Genomic DNA, 18803 nt, shown 5'->3' with positions numbered 1-18803 from the left:
TATGACAGAAGGAAATCAGACAAAACGGGCAATTGGACGAGCCTTAGTCGCTTTGACACAAACCAAGCCCTATGAAAAAATCAGCGTGCAAGATATCGCTAAAAAAGCAGAAATCAATCGCCAGACGTTTTACTATCATTTTTCCGACAAAGCAGAATTACTGCGTTGGATTTATCTGAACGATTCCTTAAAATATTTGACCTCAGCAGAATTGTCCATCGATAATTGGGAAGAACAGGCATTAAAGATGCTGAAAACAATGAAGGAAAAAAACGTGTTCTATCAAGTGACGACTGAGAAAAATCGAGATGTTTTGATCAAAGAATTTTCATTGATCGTAACGAAATTATTCCGCAAATTGTTTGAACAGGTAGATACAGAAGGTGTATTGACTGAAAAGGACAAAGATTTTTATGGTCGTTTTTTTTCCTACGGCTGTAGTGGCGTCCTGCTTGCTTGGATTTCCGGCGGGTACCAGGAATCACCTTTAGAAATCGCTACTCAACTTTTTCAACTGGCAAAAGATGTTGAGTTTTTCTCTTTTCGGATGTATCAAAAGGAGGAGATAGAGTGAAGGTTTTATTTGTCTGTTTAGGAAATATTTGTCGCTCGCCTATGGCAGAAGGACTGATGCGGCAACGGGCACAGGAAAAAGGAATCGAGCTGTTTGTTGATTCAGCAGCAACCAGCAGTTGGGAAGCGGGAAATCCGCCCCATGAAGGAACACAAAATATTTTGCGGCAAGCCGGTATCGATTTTTCGAAAATGCATGCCCGACAAATCACGGAGACAGATTTTCATACGTTTGATTTTATCATTGGAATGGATCAAAACAATCTTCGAGATCTACAGAAAATTGCTCCCGCAGGTACAGAAAAGAAAATCCATTTATATCTGAGTGTCGTTCCCGACAAAAAAGCAATGGCCGTTCCTGATCCGTGGTATACCGGAGATTTTCAAGAAACCTACCAACTGCTAAAAGAAGGTCTGGATAGTTGGCTTGCCGTTTTGCAAGCTGAGCGAAACAGTAAGGCTTGAGTTTTAGCAGAAAATTATTTAGAATAGGCTTTACAAAAGCTGATTTGCTTGAAGCAGAAAGGGGTTTGCAATGGAAAAAAAATCGAAAATCAAAAAAATTCGTCAATTCGTTGCGCTTACTTCTAATACTTTACTCGATACATTTTTAAGTGATACTGCCGAGAATCGGCAACAAGAAAAAATCTCCGTAGAAATGCGGGATGCTATAAAAAAAGCAGCACGTCAGCACAGTCTGGTGGTTCTTCAAGTGGATAATCCCGATGCTGAACGAAAATTTGAAACAATCTCCGGCTGGTTGGTGGCTAAAAATAAAGATCGGCGACATTTGTTGATCAAATTACAAAAAGACAAGCAGCAGATTCGGATGGTTCCCTTAGAATCCGTTCGAAAAATCAGCATTCTTGCTCCAAATGGTCACCGAGAAAACATCTCCCGTTAAAAAAATAGTAGAAATCATCCTGAATTATTTCGTGGATGATTTTTTTGTTGGTAATTTTCTCAGTAAGAGAGTGGTAAAATAGGTGAAAGAAAAACAGAAATGAGGAAATAAAATGAATATAGTTGTATTGGCTGGCGGATTAAGTGATGAACGGGAAGTTTCTCTTTCTTCTGGAAGTCAGATTGCGAATGCATTGATGGCAAACGGTCATCAAGTAGTTTTGCTGGATGTGTACGAGGGAGCAGCAGATTGTAAAACCTTTGCCGAAGCCTTTGCGCAACATCGTATGGAAAAATATACGCATACAATCGATGAAAAAGCGCCAGATGTAGCTGAAATGAAAAAAATACAAGCTGATTTGGTAGGACCTAATGTGATTTCTATTTGTAAAACCAGTGATCTTGTTTTCCTGGCACTGCATGGAGGAATTGGAGAAAATGGACAGCTTCAAGCGTTATTCGATATGTATTCGATTGCGTATACTGGCTCCGGTTACAAAAGCAGCCTACTGGCAATGGATAAAAAGATTTCAAAAGAATTGCTAACGTATCATGGCATCAAAACTGCTCCTTGGCAAATACTTACGAAAGACAGTCCGGTTACAATCGATGGACCGGTGGTTGTCAAACCCAATGATAATGGTTCAAGTATCGGTGTTGAAATCGTAGAGAATCAGACGGATCTGGCGGATTCTTTGGCGGCGGCTTTTCAGTATTCAGAAACGGTTTTAGTGGAAGAAAAAATTGAAGGCAGAGAATTTTCCGTAGGCATTTTAGGGGAACAAGTTTTACCGATTATCGAGTTGATTCCCAAAGAAGGATTTTATGACTATAAAAATAAATACCAACAAGGCATGACTGAAGAAATTACACCAGCCGTTTTATCACCGGAGTTGACAGAAAAAATGCAGGCTTGTGCATGGCAAGTACATCAGCTGCTGGGACTTTCTGTTTATTCACGGGTGGATTTCATGTTGAGTCGTGAAAATGAAGTGTATGTGATCGAAGCCAATTCATTGCCGGGCATGACTCCACACAGTTTGCTTCCCCAAGAGGCTCAAGCTGCTGGAATTTCTTATCAAGAGCTATGCGAGAAAATCCTGCAGCTGTCGTTGGAGGGGGTTGGAAGAAATTAGCCGATAAAAATATAGCAGCATTATTTAGAGGAGAAGAATTTTTCAAGATATTTTGCGCTATATTCACTAGATAAGATAAAAAAGAAGCCTAAAATGAAATTAAGCAGTGACAAGCTATCAGGACCAAAAAAGCCAATGAAAACAAGTATTGCTCCAAATCCCATTATGAATGAGTCATAGTGGGATTTTATTTTTATTCGCTTTTGAAATTTGGGGTCTTCTTTGATTAACTGATCTAACGAAATCTCATATAAATTGCTTAAGGAAATTAAACTTTCGATGTCTGGACTGGTTTTTCCTGTTTCCCAATTAGAAATCGTCTGCCTAGAGACAAAAAGCTTTTCGGCTACTTCTTCTTGGGTCAATTGTCGCTCAATCCGACAGTTTTTAATTCGTTGACTGATATTCATATTATTATCACCACCTTTGATAGCAAGGATAGCTGAGAGTACTCTTTTTGTCTGTCAAAAGTATTTTACATAGAAGAAAATCTGTTGAAGTATGCGGAGTAATCATCTGAATCCTTTTGTTGCTCCACCATATTTTATCATAGGTAAAGACTCTTGCTAACTGAAGATATAGGTTGATATTTGTCAGTTCTACGGATTGCTGAATTTTGTTGAAACTCCTTTGGCAAATGAAATTGATTACAAAGAAATACATACAAACTCAAAGACAAAAGAATATTTCACCAAAGCTTATTGCGGAGTATATAACAAGGTTTTTTTATTCTACTATGGGTAATAAACTTCCTGTATGGATTCACAAATTGGAAGCAATGCTTGTTTATCGGTCAACGGTGCTTGAAAAAGATAATTCTCCACATAGTAGGTTGGATTAAACGTTTCAGTTAATGGAAGGGAATAAGTATTTGGTTTTAAGCTGCATCGCAGATAGGTAGATTCTGGTAATAGTTGAAATTTTTGCTTGCGATAAAACGCATTCGCGGCAAGATCTTCCTGAGTCCATAATTCACAGTAATGAATATCCTGTTCCAGCATAAGTTGTCGAGCGGTATACCACAATTGTTGCGCAATTTTTCTTTGGCGGAATTCTGGAAGAACGCCCATATGCCAAATAACGCCACCCGCTTGGTTTTTATTTGTTTGTAAGGCAGAGTGCAATTCGATATCCAAAAAGCCTACAAGCTGCCCATCTTCTTCAGCCACCAGTTCAACAGCTTCCTTATACTGTTCTTTTTCCCATCGGATATCTGTGGCATAACTAGTATCAAAAAATGCTAGCAAACGACATTTTATCCATTCTTTTTCATCACTAGTCAGATAATTTCGAATAATCAAATCCTGCAACTCCTCTCTCTCTTATTTTAGCATATGGAACAAACGGTAAAAGGAATAGGAAACTGATTTTTAATCAATAATTAGTAAAAATCCGTGGATTTTAAGCTAGAAATCATAAGAAAAAATGATGGTTAAAAAGATTGAAACCGAATGCAAATGAACATATAATGAGACCATGTTCATTTGAATAATTATACGGAAAAATAAGTATCTAAGTTGTTTGAAGGTATTTTTTGGAAAGGAGGAATTTTATTGGAAAAATATTTTAAGCAATATAAATTATTGTCGGTCACATATTTTTGTTCTGCCATATTTGCTGCTTTTATGACAGTATGTATTGCTTTTGTCTATCAGTTTTTATCTGAAGCAGCAACGAAAGGGGACCTCAATCATTTTATAAAAATCTCTTTGCTGGCTATTGTTTATTTTATAGTAGAAGTTATTTCAGATTATTTGCCCCGACTAACATCCACTAAATTAGTCCAAACAATTATGGATGCTTTAAGAAATGATCTGACTACCCGTTATTTAGATGAAGACATTCTGAAGAGCATGAAAGAACCTTCTTCTTCAAGAATCGCTCATATGACAAATGATTTACAGATTTTGGAGACAAATTATCTTAGACAGATAGTGTTTTCAGTACAGGTAATTGGCGTGTTCATCATTGCATTTATTTCTTCTTTTATTGTAAACGGTCCTTTAGCAAGCGTCATGATTCTTTTAGCCTTTGTACCATTTTTCAGTCCACTACTAAGCAAACATGTTTTAAAAGGGAAACGTTCTTTTTGGCAAGACAATAAGAATACGTATTTAGCAAGGTATGAGGAATTCTCAAAAAATTTAGCTTATCTGAAAATAAGTAATGCTGCCTTTCGTTTTAAACATAAACTACAAATTACCAGTGGGAAAGTCAAAGATGCCGCTGTTGATTTTGAAGCATCTCAGGGAAAGACCTTCACCATCATCTATGGTCTTGGAAATATCGTCTATTCAGGAACTTGGATCGTCGGTGGTTTTTTTGTATTAAATAATCGAGCAACTTTACCAGAACTGATTGCGATGACTACGCTAATGGGAACAATCGCCGGACCGATTCAGGCTTTTTCCAATTGTTACACGGAAATTACTTCCAGTAAACCGATTGCAGATAGAATACTGAGTTTATTGAAAGAGGAGCAACAGCAGCAGGATAGGGACTATGAAGTTACAGGAATAGAAACGATTTTACTTGATAACATAACGTTTGATTACAATAAGGTGCCTATCATTAAGGATATAAGTTTTACCTTTGAAAAAGGAAAGACCTATGCAATAAAAGGACGCAGTGGAACAGGGAAAAGCACATTACTGGAAATAATCATGGGCATAAGAAAACCAAAAAGCGGCAGTGTTTTCGTCAATAATAGAAACATTGCTTCAATCAAGCAAGCAACAGTTTTTGGACAGATAGCGTATATTCCACAAAAAACAGCAATTTTTGAAGGAAGTATCCAAGAGAATGTTGCGCTCTTTCAAAATTTGGATGATGGACAATTTAAAGAAGCAATGAAAAAAACAAATCTTCAAAAGTATAGCGAAGACAAAGAGACCTATAAGCTCGATATGGAAAATAAACTGAGTGGTGGGGAGGAACGCAGGCTAGATATTGCTAGAGGGATTTATACCGATGCAGATGTGTTTATTTTTGACGAACCCACATCTGGATTGGATTTGGAGAATGAAAATTTAATCTCCAAAATTATTAGTGGAATAAAGAATAAAATCGTCATTGTCGTCACGCATTCAGAAAATGAACAATTTATTCAGTCATTTGATTATGTAGTAGAGTTACGGGATGCTCACTTGCAAATGATAACTACCGATGAAGCAACCCACAAAAAAATACCCGTCAGTGGGTAGCTGACGGGAAAGGGAGTAAAAAATGAAAAAGTGTTTTGTTAGGGTTGTTTATTGGGATGAGTATAGATTAACCAAAAGATGTGAACAAATCGTGACGAAAATGTTTCAAAAAATAAAAATTTGTTTTTAATCAAAAAAAATACCCGCCAGTGGGTAGCTGGCGGGAAGGAGTTAAAAATGAAAAAGTGTTAGTTAGGGTTGTTTGTTGGTATGCTTATATAGTAAGGAATAAATGTGAATAAATTGTGACGAAAGTCTTGGAAAGTTGTTAAGATTAGTTTAGAAATCTAAAGATTCAGATTGGCGGCAGAGAAGGTGTCGCCGTGTTCAAAATCACCGTACTGATAACCCCGTTCAAACCAAGCAACCCGTTGAGCAGATGTTCCGTGGGTAAAACTATCCGGCACAACATAGCCCTGTGCTTGTTTTTGCAAGGTATCATCTCCAATTTGGTTGGCAGCATACATCGCTTCTTCGATATCCCCTACTTCTAAAATCGGTTGCCCGTTATAGGTTTCTCCAGCAAGATATTTAGCAAAAGAACCGGCAAAATAATCGGCTTGCAATTCTTGACGGACACTGTATTTATTGAATTCCGTTTCAGAAAGTTGCTGGCGCAATTTTTCGATTTGCTGTGTGATTCCTAACTCATACTGGACATGGTGTCCGACTTCATGGGCAATGACATAAGCCATGGCGAAATCACCGGAGGCTCCGAATTGATTGGCTAATTCATCTGCAAAACTTAAATCCAAATAAACTTTTTGATCGCCGGGACAATAAAAGGGACCGATGGCTGAGCTGGCTTGTCCACAAGCTGAGCGAACACTGCCGGAATATAAGACAAGGGTTGGGTTCGTATAGGAACGCCCACTTTCTGAAAAAGCAGCGGTCCAGTAATCTTCCAAGTGAGCAAAAACAACGGAAGTAAATTCAGAGGTTTCCGAATCAGCGGCAGGATTGGCTTGCTGAACAATCGTCGTGTCGTAATTTCCACCGGCACCTTCACCTTCGAGAATAGAACCGAGGTCAACGTTGCCGCCGGAAAAAAGCAGCGAGAAGATGACTAGAAGCAACATTCCAATACCTCCACCGCCAAGAAGCTTTCCTGAAACTGGCGAGGAACTGCGGCGGTCTTCAACGTTTGAGCTGCGGCGATCGCCTTTCCAACGCATGTCATCACATCCTTTTAATGATTGATTGCAGAGCTTAGATTACGAAGTGTTTTATACAAAATAATAAATTGTTCGTCTTCTCCTGAATAATCCCATAAGAAAATGTTGATGTCTGGATAACTGTCTTTTAATAGCAAGGAAGAGCTGATAACAAGATCATAGGCGGATTTTTGCTGCCGATCATAGCGTTCGACGTCAACAAAATGCAGGTCCTCCAAAAATTGATACAATCCTTTGACCAGCAAGTAGTTGTGTTCTAGCGCAATACCTACTTTGACTTTTTTCGTGTGTTTTGCCCGATCATAGAAAGGAAGCAAGACATCTTTGAAAGCTTTGGTCATCAGTTCTTGTGTTTGTTCGGTGATATAGCCGGTTTCTGCGTTTTCATTTGTCGCTTTGTAGTCCGTAAAAAAGGCAGAGATTTTTTGTTCAATCTCCCGAATCGTGCCATCTTTTTTCCGTGGGGCAACCACTAGACGTTGGATGATTGGGAAGGGTTGTTTAAAAATGTAAAAAGCAAACGTAATGTTTATCAAGTTGCCCAAAATAATCGGCTGATCTAAAATCTGTGGCCGTTCGTTGAAAAAATTCTCTTTTGCAAAAGCAATGAAAGCAGTGACTAACGGATAAATCGGGTTTTCTCTTGTGGAAAAATCCTGGATTGTCTGCTGCAAAGTCGGATCATCTTCGCGGGTATAAAATGGCATAAAGTGAGCGAGAAAATAGATATAGCTGGTCTCTGCTTTGACTTGACGCGGTGCCAAGGAATCCCCAAAATGCTCTTTGAATTTTTTGAAATCATAATAAGGATTGTTCAACATCAAAAAATTATAGGCTTTGTCATACTTAACAAAATGTTTTTTTTCGATTCGAGAAAGGACGATTGCGGCAAAATAGCGCAGTTCCAATTGTCCCATGTACGTACGTGACAAAGGAAAATAATTGCCGAAATCTTTGACCAAGGCATCGGCTTTTTTTTCAGAAATGGCAAAAGGCCAGTCTAATCCCCGTGCCCCCAGCCAGACGATATTAAACAAAGCCAGCCGAACCAGCCGTTCATCGCCTACCATACTTGCTTCGGTGTAGGTGAAGCGGATGTTGAATTTTTTTAAATGACGTTTCAATTTGTCAATTTTACGAGAAACCGTTGACCGACTGGAGTGGTAACGGACACAAAAATCATCGATAGATGGATTTTCTTCGTTTAAAAAATAGAGAACAAATTGAAACGGAATCGAGCTTTTTAATAAATGATAGCGGTACTTATCGATGGTGAAGGATAGATTCAAACAATTCACTTTTCCGGCACCCACAAAAATCGACTGATAGTGAGGATCCAGCTCACTCAATTCTGCATCGATTTCTGTCAAGTCGATCACTGTTTGTTGGTAATTCAAGTTCATCTCCGTGGCAATTTGCGATACGGGATAGCTTGTCTGCCCCACCGACATCAGTTTTTTATATAATTGATATTTTAATAATGTGGTTGAATCCATTATTAATTCTTCGTACAACATAAAACACCCTCCTATAAACCTTACTCCCTACAAATATTGTACCGTTTTTTTTATTTGCTGTCAGTTGAAAACCTCGCGAAATGATCAAATACTGCAATTAATTTTCTTTTTCTGACCGTTTTGTCAAACTCAAAAGAATTCCAAGGAGAAAGCCCAGTCCTGCTGGTAAGATCCAGCCCATTCCGATAGCGAAAAAAGGCAGGTAGTTTTCAGCGGCAGAAAGTAAAAATTGTACGAAGGAAGTTTCTTTGATTAATGCAGGAGAAGCATTCAGCCCATCCAAAATCGAAGCAATCAGCGTGAAAGCTGTTGTCATTTGATAAACGATTTGATGGTGCCCAAACAACGGACTCAACAAGGCGAGTAAAATCAAGGTCATCGCCAGCGGATAAATAAACATCAAGACCGGTGTGGAAAATTCAATGATCTTTGTTAAGCCAACATTGGCAAAAATGCCCGGTAAAATACTGGCAACTGCGATAAAAAGTTGATAGCTTCTACGGGGAAACAATTCGACAAAGGTTTCAGCAAAGGCGGTAATCAATCCAATTGCTGTTTTTAGACAAGCAGTGATTACAATCAAAGCCAAGAGAAAACTTCCCGTTCGTCCCAGATAGTGATTGGCGATTTGTGCCAATGCCACACCGCCATTTTCACTAATAGGAAATTTTCCTAAACTCATGGTTCCCATGTACGCTAGCAAGGTATAGATGATTCCCATCAATAAAATACTGATGGAACCGGATTTTACCGTATCAATAGCAATCGTTGCCGGTTTTGTAACCCCCATCCCTTTAATAGTGGTAACAATAATAATCCCGAATGCCAAGGAAGCTAAGGCATCAAGGGTGTTGTAGCCTTGCGTAAAGCCGGTGAAAAAAGGATGAGTGTCGTAAGAAACTGCGACGTCAGCAGAAGAGACCGTACCCATCGGGTTTAAAAAGGCGAACAACAATAGAATGCCCAGCAATAGTAAGAATAGGGGATTTAAAAATTTTCCTACGTAATCCAGCAATTTTGTTGGTTTGCGGGAAACCCACCAAGCCAGTGCAAAAAAGAGTAGACTGAATACCGCTAAAAAAAGAGTATGAGATTCCTGTGGGACAAACGGAGCGACTCCGATTTCAAACGAGGTGGTAGCCAATCGAGGCAAAGCAAAAAAAGGACCGATTACAAGATAAAGCAAGATGGTAAAGACCATTGCATACTTTTTATTAATCCGGGTGGCTAAGTCATACAAGCCACTGCTTTGTGACATACCGATCGCCACGACACCAAGAAAAGGCAGTCCAATCCCAGTGATCAAAAAGCCCAAATTGGCAAAGAAAATATTCCCGCCGGCTTCTTGTCCCATGTGAACGGGAAAAATCAGATTTCCTGCACCAAAAAACAAACCAAACAGCATGGAACCGATGAATAAATAATCTTTAAACGTTAATTTTTTCTCCATTTTCTACCCCCTAAAAGAAATGTATTTCTCCAAAAATAGCAAAATTCTTCAATTTTCGCAAGAATTTTCTAAATTTTCTATACAAATAAGCGTTAATTGAACCCAAACTAAAAAGAACGCCTGAAATCATTTTAACAGATTTCAGACGCAAAGAGCTATTTCTTTTCGAATTTGAGGTAGTAGATACCTAGTAAAATAAGGAACCAGACTGGCGTGACCAGTGCGGCTAAACGGGTCTCCGGTGAAAGCAGCAAGACAACGAAAACAAAAAGCAAGAAGGCAAATATCAAAATATTGCTTAATGGATAAAACGGCATTTTGAAGGAATGATTCTTTTTGCCAATCATGCTGCGGCGATACTTCATGTGAGTAAAGACCAACACGCCCCAAACGAACAAGAAACATGTCGTGGCAATACTTGTTACGACCGTAAATACTTGATCCGGCATAAAAAAGTTTAATACTACGGCAACAAAAATTACCAATGCCGAGAAGAATAAAGCTTTTCCGGGAACTTTGTGGGTGGTCAACTTGGTGAAATTCTTAGGGGCACTGCCTTCTTGTGCTAAAGACAACAGCATCCGACCGGTACTGTAAATTGCGCTGTTACAGGCAGAAGCGGCGGCGCTCAAAACGACGACGTTGATCACCGTTGCAGCGACAGTGATTCCAATCTCAGAAAAAACTTCCACAAAAGGACTTTCGTTGGTTGCCAAACTATTCCATGGATAGATGGCCATAATTGCAAACAACGAACCAAGGTAAAAGAGAATAATCCGAATCGGAATATTATTGATGGCTTCCGGCAAAACTTTTTTAGGATTTTCCGTTTCTCCGGCAACTAACCCCACGAGTTCGATGCCCACGAAGGCAAAGGTCACCATTTGAAACGAAAGGATGAAGCCTTTTCCGCCTTTTGGAAACCAACCGCCGTGGCTCCAAAGATTTGAGACTTGAACCGGACCGGCAGAAGTTTGAAAGCGAGTCACGATCATGTAACCGCCGATGGCAATCAAGGCGATGATTGCCACGACTTTGATCAGGGCAAACCAAAATTCCAATTCACCGAATAACGAAACGGCAATCAGATTTAAGGAAAGGAGCAGAGCAAGGGCGATGATTTCCGGTAGCCATTGTGGAATTGTAGGGAACCAATACTGCACATAAAGGCCCATTGCAGTCAAATCCGCCATTGCAATCGAAATCCAGCAAAACCAATAGGTCCAGCCGGTGATAAAGGCCCATTTTTTTCCTAAATATTCAGCAACAAAATCTAAAAACGAGTGATTCTCTACATTTGAAAGCAGCAACTCTCCTAAAGCCCGCATAATCAAAAAACAAATTCCGCCGGTAATCATATAGGCAAATAAGATGGAGGGACCTGCCAATTGAATCGATTTACCTGATCCTAAAAACAACCCGGTACCGATCGCTCCGCCAATCGAAATCAATTGGACGTGACGATTTTTCAGCCCGCGTTCTAATTCTTGTTTCTTTTCCATAGTTTTTTCATCCTAACATTTTGTCATACCTGCCATTTTAGCGAAATTTTCTGAAAATTTCAATCAGAATCGTGAATTCGTTAAAATCTACAAAAAAATCGGCTGATAGATAATCAGCCGATAAAATGGTTATCTTTCTTTTAATACCCGATGTAAAAATTCTTTGGTTCGTTCTTCTTTCGGATGAACAAAAATGTCTTCTGGCGTTCCTTCTTCGGCAATGACCCCTTTATCCATAAAGATCACTCGATCAGAAACTTCTTTGGCAAAGCTCATTTCATGGGTCACAATCAGCATGGTCAATCCGGTGTGTGCCAAATCATCCATGGTTTTAAGAACTTCTCCCACCATTTCCGGATCAAGAGCAGAAGTCGGTTCATCAAAAAGCATAACATCCGGTTCCATTGACAGCGCGCGGGCGATTGCCACCCGTTGTTTTTGTCCACCGGAAAGCTGTGACGGACGAGCATCGACAAACCGTTCCATCCCGACTTTTTCCAAGTTTTCTAACGCTACTTGTCGCGCCGCAGATTTGTTTCTTTTCAATACAGTAGTTTGTCCGGACATACAGTTTTCCAGAACGTTCATATTATTGAATAAATTAAAGGATTGGAAAACCATCCCCAAATTTGTGCGGTATTTTGACAAGCTGTAATCTTTGCCTAAGACATTTTCTCCTTTATAAAGAATGTCGCCGCCAGTAGGTTTTTCCAGTAAATTGATGCAACGTAAAAGGGTAGATTTCCCGGAACCAGAAGAACCGATGATCGTTACCACTTCTCCTTTGTTGACTTTCAGATTGATATCTTTTAACACTTCATTTTCACCAAAGCTTTTTTGCAGGTGATTGATTTCGATAATTGTATTCGACATGTGCTGCCTCCTCATTCTTAGGCAGAAAAGTTCAACCGATTTCTGCCGGTAATCTTGTCTCGCTTTATTTTTCTTGGGGAAGAACTTCTTCTTCATCTAATTGAACATAAGAAGCTGGACCATCGATCCGTTTTTCCACCAGACGCAAAATCCGAGTGATCGTAAAGGTCATCACAAGATAAATGATACCGATGATCGTAAAGACTTGGAAGAATTGGAAGTTCGCACCTGAGGCGGAATTTCCTTGGAAGAACAGGTCAGCAACACCAATAACACTTAAAACGGAAGTATCTTTAATATTGATTACAAATTCATTTCCGGTTGCCGGTAAAATGTTTCGTAAAACTTGCGGCAAAACAACTTTGCTCATGGTTTGATTATGGGTCATTCCGATGGCTTGCGCCGCTTCAAACTGTCCTTCATCGACTGCGAAAATTCCTCCCCGAACGATTTCGGACATATAAGCACCAGTATTGACGGAAACGATCAGCAAAGCAGCAACGGTTTTGTTTAAATTCAAGCCAAAGGCCAATGCCAAACCGTAGAAGATAACCATTGCTTGTACCATCATGGGGGTTCCTCGGAAAATTTCAATGTAAAGAGACAATAGCCAGTTAACGATTTTTTGGAAAATAAAAGTCAGTTTATTTTCCGATTTCGGTACGGTCCGGAAAACGCCAATCAGCAAACCAATCGTTGTTCCAGCAATCGTACCAAACAGCGCTACGCCCAAGGTTAATAGGGAGCCTCGTAAGAACAACATGCCGTATTGGCTGAGGATTTTTTTGAAATCCCCTAAAAGTCCCGCATCTTCTTCGCCTTTATCTGTAGCGGCAGGTTGATCTTTGATGGCTTGATCCATTGTTTCAATTCGAGTGGCTGAAGAAATTCCAGCTAAAATCCCGTTGACCTTTGCTACATCCGGATCGCCTTTACGCATTCCGACAGCGATTTGAACGTCTTCTGGATTGGTTTCAAATCCTTGTCCATCTTCAAACTCGATCATTTTCATTTTTTTATCAACACTCTCAGCGGTGATACCTTCTGGACGTTCGCTGACATAGCCATCGATCACACCGGAGGATAAGGCAGTTCGCATGGCAGAGAAATTATCCATCGCCTGTTCTTTTTTAACATCAGGAATTTGATCGATCACATTGTAATGGAAAGTATTTAATTGGGCGGTCAGTGCTGCACCGGCAAAATCCTCGATACTTTTTGCGTCTGCATATTTGCTGTCAGCTTGCGTAACAATAACCAATTGAGACTCGTAATAGGGGTCCGTAAAATCAATTTCTTTTTTTCGTTCCGCTGTTGGAGACATTCCGGCGATGATTGCATCGATTTTTCCTGATTGTAGGGCAGGTGCTAAGCCATCCCATTTGATTTGTTGAATGACTAATTCTTTTCCTAATCCTTCAGCAACTTTTTTGGCAATTTGGACATCATAACCGCCTGCATAGGCTTGTTGCCCACTGATTTTCACTGCACCATTGGCATCCGTTTGCTGGGACCAGTTGAAGGGAGCATACCCTGCTTCTAAACCTACTCGAAATTCATTTTCAGGTGTTTTTTCATCTGCCAAAGCGGTTAAGGTTCCCCCTAATCCAATGATTGACAAAATGAACGCAAATAATACTGTTACCGAAACCTTTTTTTTCATAACTTTCTCCTTTTTTCCATTTTTTTGAACGAGATAAAGGGTATCAATTGCTGGCATCGTCGAAAAAAAAGACAGCCGTACCCTATGAAAAGGAACGGCTGTGGACTGACTGGTGATTAGTCGACAAGCCTCTCACAAAAACATAGCGCATCTTAGCAAGTTGCTAAGACAGTCCGCAAGCTATTGACTTGCGTCCCAACAAATAAACCAAGCAAAGATTTATTCATTTCGGCGATGTTCCCTAGTCCTGTTTCTGCGCATTTGCTTTGCTCCACAGGGGTAATGAACCTCGCGACCTCTACCTCAGTGAATGAGGCATCTCGTATTCAGTTGTTTCGTACACCTAAAAGACTACCCGAATAAAAAGGGCTTGTCAATCGATTTGCGTATAAAAACGCAAGAAATATTATAGTGATGGATGCTAATCCTTTGTCAGAATAGTTTTACATTGGTAGTGTTGATAATTATGCATAAAAATTGCATATAAAAAAACAAGCGAAACAAATCTTCCGCTTGTTCAAAAGTCTAAGCTGCTTTAGCTTTAGGTTCACGACCTAAAATTGCTTGAACAACAGTCAAACCGATCAATAATCCTAGAATCAAATAAATCAGGCTTGAATATTGTGTGATGCCCCAACCCCATGTACGATAAACGGCTAATGAGATCGCCAACACGATAGCTGCGATTACGTTGAACAAACCAAATGCCCAAAGATTGCCATTTTCTTTGCGAGCTAGATAAAAAATTGAAAAGAAGACGCTCAATGCTAACCAAGCGATACAAACAAGAATGATTGCCCAGTAAATAATAAATGGTACCATATAGATTCACCTCACTTTTATTCCATGGTCATTTTACCACGTTTTCCAAAGGGTGTCATGAGGGGATCGGTGAAACCTGCAAGAAGTTAAAAAATTGATTGACGATTTCGATGCTTTAGGATAGTTTTTAAGAGATAAATTGAAAAAAGGGAGTGTTTGGTATGTGGTTTGCTTCGGCGATCATTACGATTTTAGCGTGGGGGGCAGCAGATCTTTTCTACAAAAAAGGCAATCAGGAAGCAGATCGCCACAGTGCGATGAAAACCACGATCATGGTGGGGCTGGTCATGGGTCTGCACGTGCTGTTTTATTATGTGGTCTATCAAGGAATCAGCTATGATTGGAAAAATCTGTTGCTGTATTTGCCGGTTTCTGGCATGTATATTTTATCAATGGCAATCGGTTATTTCGGGTTGCGTTACATTGAAGTATCCATTTCTTCTCCTATCAGTAATTCTTCTGGTGCAGTGACTGCCGGATTGGGCTTTTTGATTATGGGCAATCGCATCAATGGTATTCAGTTGGCAGCAATTCTGTTGATATTGGTGGGGATTTTGTTACTGTCGATTTTTGAGAAGCAGCAAGATGATGCCGAATTGGTGGCAGAAGGGGTCCGTGTTGAGAAAAAATATCGGATCGGTGCGATTGCGATTTTGTTTCCCATTTTATACATGGTGATTGATGGACTGGGTACATTTTTAGACAGCTATTATTTGGAATACAAAAAAATCATGCCGGAAGATCAGGGTTTGATGAGTTACGAATTGACTTTCTTTATTGTGGCGCTCCTTTTATGGGCGTATTTGGAAATCGTGAAAAAAGAAAGTGTTCTTGTTTTTCGGGAGCGGGATAAGGGGATTGCGGCTTTGCTTGAAACGTTGGGCCAATTTTTTTATGTGGGAGCGATTTCCACCAAAGAGGCGGTTACTGTAGCACCTGTGATCTCAGCCTATGCCGTAGTTTCTATCCTTTTAGGTCGAATCTTTTTAAAAGAAAAATTAACTGCTAAGCATTATCTTGTGATTGCCGCAATTATGATTGGTATCATGATTTTAGGATTTTATGACGCCTGATAAAAAGAAATAGTTCTTCTGAAATAAGCCGTATCCAATGGGGGACGGCTTATTTAGGCAGATTCATTTACAGGAAAAAACGGCGATGGTAGGGTAGAAGAGAGACGTTGCGAAGCCAAAAAACGGGAGGAAGACGAATGAAAACAATCCTGCTAGTGGGTATTTTAGGCATAGTATTTCTAAGCGGCTGTAGCAATCAACCGATCCAAGAGTCAAGTTCTACGGAAATGACCAGTGAATCCTTGTCAACCGCACCTTCCACCACTGAGAGTGAAGAAACCGAAGAAATCACCGTTTTAGCAGAAAATTTGACGATTCCCTGGGCAATTGAAAAAAACGGCGAAACATTTTATGTCTCCGAACGTGGCGGCACTATTGCAAAAATCACCGATGGGAAAGTAGAACGGCAAAAAGTGGATTTAGCCGAACCCCTGTCTGATGCAGCCGAAGCTGGCTTTATGGGATTTGTTTTGAGTGAAGATTTCGACGAATCACAAACGGCTTACGGATATTATACCTATGAAAATAGTGCAACCTTTAGTCGTGTGATTCAATTGAAACTGGAAGAGAATCAGTGGAAAGAAACAAATGTTCTTTTGGATCAAATTCCAGCAGGGAGTTTTCATCATGGTGGACGTTTAAAAATCGGTCCGGATAAAAAATTATACGCCACAGTCGGTGATGCGTTGGATGAAGAACGTGCACAAGAGGAAACTTCATTGACGGGTAAAATTTTGCGGATGAACTTGGACGGATCGATTCCTGAAGACAATCCGTTTGCTGATTCCTATGTTTACAGCTATGGTCATCGTAACCCGCAAGGTCTGGCGTGGGGGGAAGATGGGCAAATATACGCCAGTGAGCATGGTGATTCTGCCAATGACGAAATCAATGAGATTGAGGCTGGAAAAAATTATGGTTGGCCGGTGATCCAAGGAAATCAGACACAAACCGGAATGAGAAAGCCGTTGTTTACTTCCGGCAGTGACCAAACATGGGCCCCTTCAGGAATGGCTTATCACGAAGACAATCTTTATGTAGCAGCGTTGCGGGGAACGGCCGTGTTGGAAGTGAATTCACCGGGCAAGAAGGTGACGGAACGTTTGACCGAGTACGGGCGCATTCGCGACATCTATATTATGGAGGACCAATTGTATTTTGTTACAAATAATTCTGACGGTAGAGGAACCCCGAATGAAAATGATGATCGCCTTGTGCAGGTTCCTTTGACGAGACTAGCTACTGAGTAACAAAGAACCAACTAAATGGAGAACCAAAAAGTCGGCAGAATTTTTGTCGATTTTTCTTTTTTTATCTGTATCTTTTTTTAAGAAACGGTATACTAAAAGAAGAGGTGATTCAAGATGGAGAGTCAGTTAGAACAGGCGGCAGAAAAGATCCGTCAAGCGAAAAAAATCACGTTTTTAACAGGTGCCGGTGTCTCCACGGCATCAGGGATTCCCGATTACCGTTCACTGCAAGGGGTTTACCACGGAATGGAACGTCCGGAATATCTGTTGAGCCATGAATGCATGCTGCGGGAACCAGAAAAATTTTATCACTTTGTTTTACATCTCTATCATCCGGAGGCACAGCCAAATGTCATCCATCAAAAAATCACGGAACTAGAACAAACAAAAGAGGTATGGACAGTTTCGCAAAATATTGACGGGTTGCATCGCAAATCCGGCAGCCAAAAATTAGTCGATTTTCATGGAAGCCTGTATCACTGTTTTTGCCGAAAATGCGGTCAAACGGTGCCTTGGCAGGAGTATTTAAAATCAGATCGTCATGCAACTTGTGGCGGACAGCTTCGCCCAGATATTGTTTTGTATGGAGAAGGTTTTTCAGATGAGACCTTGCAGCAAGCAATTGACGCTGTTGCTAACGGGGAGTTGCTGGTGGTTGTAGGGACGACTTTTCAAGTACATCCTTTTTGCGACTTGATTCATTATCGTCAAAAAAATGCCGAGATTTTGGCAATCAATCAAACAAATTTAAGAATGGATGCCCCCTTTACCATGGTGAAAAGTACCGGTGAAGCGGTATTCCAGCTTATTTAATGGAGGAAACGAAATGAAAACAGAAAAAGAAAAAATGATTGCCGGCGAATTGTATTTTGCCGAAGATCCGGTATTGGTTACTGAACGAAAACATTCTCGGGAGCAAATGCATCTGATTAATCATGAATTAGATGGCGATATCCGCAGTCAATTATTGAAGGAAACGTTTGGCCATGTTGCAGGGAAAATCTACATGGAACCAACTGTTGCCTTTGATTATGGCTACAATATCTCAGTAGGAAAAAATTTCTACGCAAATTTTAATTGCACTTTGTTGGATATTTGCCCAATTACGATTGGGGATGCCTGCATGATTGGTCCTAATGTACAATTACTGACGGCTACCCATCCACTAGAACCGGTGAAACGCAACAGCGGACTGGAAAGCGGCAAGCCCATCACGTTGGGAAATAATGTGTGGCTTGGCGGCGGCGTGGTGATTATTCCCGGGGTGACGTTAGGTGACAATGTTGTTGTCGCAGCCGGCAGTGTCGTGACAAAATCATTTGGAGACAACGTGGTGCTGGGAGGGAATCCCGCTAAAGTTATCAAACGGATTGAAACAGAAAAAACGGAAGAACCTTTGACCATTCAACGAAAAAAAATTGATACCTTGGACCGCAAAATCGCCCAATTATTAGAAGAACGAATGGATGCGGTGGCAGAAATCGGCGCAATCAAAAAACAAACAAATACCAACGTGTTAGACAGCAAGCGAGAAGAAAAAGTGCTGGACAATGTGCGTCAAGCAGTCAACAACCCAGCTTATCGGGAAACTATCCAACATTCTTTTGAAGATATCATGAAACATTCCCGTGCATATCAGGCACAAATCAAAGGAGCTGAATGA

18 protein-coding genes and 1 riboswitch are annotated in these 18803 nt (G+C 40.3%); of the genes, 9 read left to right on the top strand and 9 right to left on the bottom strand.

The window, feature by feature from the left end:
- Position 1: 1 nt before the first annotated feature.
- The 4 genes from FFM66_RS01610 to FFM66_RS01595 all read left to right on the top strand — a co-directional run bounded on the left by FFM66_RS01610 (position 2) and on the right by FFM66_RS01595 (position 2612).
- Positions 2–574: a TetR/AcrR family transcriptional regulator gene (locus tag FFM66_RS01610; protein WP_048604498.1), complete on the top strand. Its 573-nt coding sequence runs from the start codon at positions 2–4 to the stop codon at positions 572–574.
- Complete coding sequence (locus FFM66_RS01605; RefSeq protein WP_261795778.1) at positions 571–1038, top strand: low molecular weight protein-tyrosine-phosphatase; 468 nt, start codon at positions 571–573, stop codon at positions 1036–1038. The genes FFM66_RS01610 and FFM66_RS01605 overlap by 4 nt, the downstream gene beginning before the upstream one ends.
- A 70-nt stretch (positions 1039–1108) precedes the next feature.
- A complete protein-coding gene (locus tag FFM66_RS01600; RefSeq protein ID WP_048604497.1) occupies positions 1109–1477 on the top strand; it encodes a hypothetical protein in 369 nt (122 codons plus the stop codon).
- A gap of 112 nt (positions 1478–1589) precedes the next feature.
- Positions 1590–2612, top strand: a complete 1023-nt coding sequence (locus FFM66_RS01595) for a D-alanine--D-alanine ligase family protein (RefSeq protein WP_137604836.1) — start codon at positions 1590–1592, stop codon at positions 2610–2612.
- Between the two features lie 20 nt (positions 2613–2632).
- Here the strand turns inward: FFM66_RS01595 and FFM66_RS01590 are convergent, their stop codons facing one another.
- Positions 2633–3022, bottom strand: a complete 390-nt coding sequence (locus FFM66_RS01590) for a helix-turn-helix domain-containing protein (RefSeq protein ID WP_137604835.1) — start codon at positions 3020–3022, stop codon at positions 2633–2635.
- Between the two features lie 324 nt (positions 3023–3346).
- The gene (locus tag FFM66_RS01585) at positions 3347–3913 is read right to left on the bottom strand and encodes a GNAT family N-acetyltransferase (protein WP_161527100.1); all 567 of its coding nucleotides are present in this window, start codon (positions 3911–3913) and stop codon (positions 3347–3349) included.
- A 252-nt stretch (positions 3914–4165) separates the two neighbouring features.
- On the opposite strand from FFM66_RS01585, the gene FFM66_RS01580 reads away from it, so the two are divergent.
- On the top strand, positions 4166–5815 hold the full coding sequence (locus FFM66_RS01580; protein WP_137604833.1) for an ATP-binding cassette domain-containing protein: 1650 nt from the start codon (positions 4166–4168) through the stop codon (positions 5813–5815).
- Between the two features lie 287 nt (positions 5816–6102).
- Here the strand turns inward: FFM66_RS01580 and ypfJ are convergent, their stop codons facing one another.
- The 7 genes from ypfJ to FFM66_RS01545 all read right to left on the bottom strand — a co-directional run bounded on the left by ypfJ (position 6103) and on the right by FFM66_RS01545 (position 14817).
- Positions 6103–6990, bottom strand: coding sequence for a KPN_02809 family neutral zinc metallopeptidase (gene ypfJ, locus FFM66_RS01575; protein ID WP_137604832.1), 888 nt, complete (start codon positions 6988–6990; stop codon positions 6103–6105).
- Between the two features lie 14 nt (positions 6991–7004).
- Complete coding sequence (locus tag FFM66_RS01570; RefSeq protein WP_048604493.1) at positions 7005–8507, bottom strand: helix-turn-helix domain-containing protein; 1503 nt, start codon at positions 8505–8507, stop codon at positions 7005–7007.
- Positions 8508–8604: 97 nt separating this feature from the next.
- Positions 8605–9957, bottom strand: coding sequence for a branched-chain amino acid transport system II carrier protein (gene brnQ, locus FFM66_RS01565; RefSeq protein ID WP_048604492.1), 1353 nt, complete (start codon positions 9955–9957; stop codon positions 8605–8607).
- Between the two features lie 155 nt (positions 9958–10112).
- Positions 10113–11459, bottom strand: coding sequence for an amino acid permease (locus FFM66_RS01560; RefSeq protein WP_137604831.1), 1347 nt, complete (start codon positions 11457–11459; stop codon positions 10113–10115).
- A gap of 129 nt (positions 11460–11588) precedes the next feature.
- On the bottom strand, positions 11589–12332 hold the full coding sequence (locus FFM66_RS01555) for an amino acid ABC transporter ATP-binding protein (RefSeq protein WP_048604490.1): 744 nt from the start codon (positions 12330–12332) through the stop codon (positions 11589–11591).
- Between the two features lie 64 nt (positions 12333–12396).
- Positions 12397–13995, bottom strand: coding sequence for an ABC transporter permease subunit (locus FFM66_RS01550; protein ID WP_137604830.1), 1599 nt, complete (start codon positions 13993–13995; stop codon positions 12397–12399).
- 135 nt (positions 13996–14130) lie between these two features.
- A riboswitch (Lysine riboswitch) is annotated at positions 14131–14304 on the bottom strand.
- A 216-nt stretch (positions 14305–14520) separates the two neighbouring features.
- Positions 14521–14817: a hypothetical protein gene (locus FFM66_RS01545; RefSeq protein WP_048604488.1), complete on the bottom strand. Its 297-nt coding sequence runs from the start codon at positions 14815–14817 to the stop codon at positions 14521–14523.
- Positions 14818–14978: 161 nt separating this feature from the next.
- On the opposite strand from FFM66_RS01545, the gene FFM66_RS01540 reads away from it, so the two are divergent.
- The 4 genes from FFM66_RS01540 to FFM66_RS01525 all read left to right on the top strand — a co-directional run bounded on the left by FFM66_RS01540 (position 14979) and on the right by FFM66_RS01525 (position 18803).
- A complete protein-coding gene (locus FFM66_RS01540; RefSeq protein ID WP_137604829.1) occupies positions 14979–15890 on the top strand; it encodes an EamA family transporter in 912 nt (303 codons plus the stop codon).
- A 137-nt stretch (positions 15891–16027) separates the two neighbouring features.
- Positions 16028–17140, top strand: a complete 1113-nt coding sequence (locus FFM66_RS01535; protein ID WP_137604828.1) for a PQQ-dependent sugar dehydrogenase — start codon at positions 16028–16030, stop codon at positions 17138–17140.
- Between the two features lie 114 nt (positions 17141–17254).
- On the top strand, positions 17255–17953 hold the full coding sequence (locus FFM66_RS01530) for an NAD-dependent protein deacylase (protein WP_048604485.1): 699 nt from the start codon (positions 17255–17257) through the stop codon (positions 17951–17953).
- Positions 17954–17966: 13 nt separating this feature from the next.
- Positions 17967–18803, top strand: coding sequence for a chorismate mutase (locus tag FFM66_RS01525; RefSeq protein WP_048604484.1), 837 nt, complete (start codon positions 17967–17969; stop codon positions 18801–18803).

It is taken from the genome of Enterococcus songbeiensis (assembly GCF_005405265.1).
Taxonomy (GTDB): Bacteria; Bacillota; Bacilli; order Lactobacillales; family Enterococcaceae; genus Enterococcus_C; species Enterococcus_C songbeiensis.
This window is presented reverse-complemented; position numbering and strand designations above follow the sequence as displayed.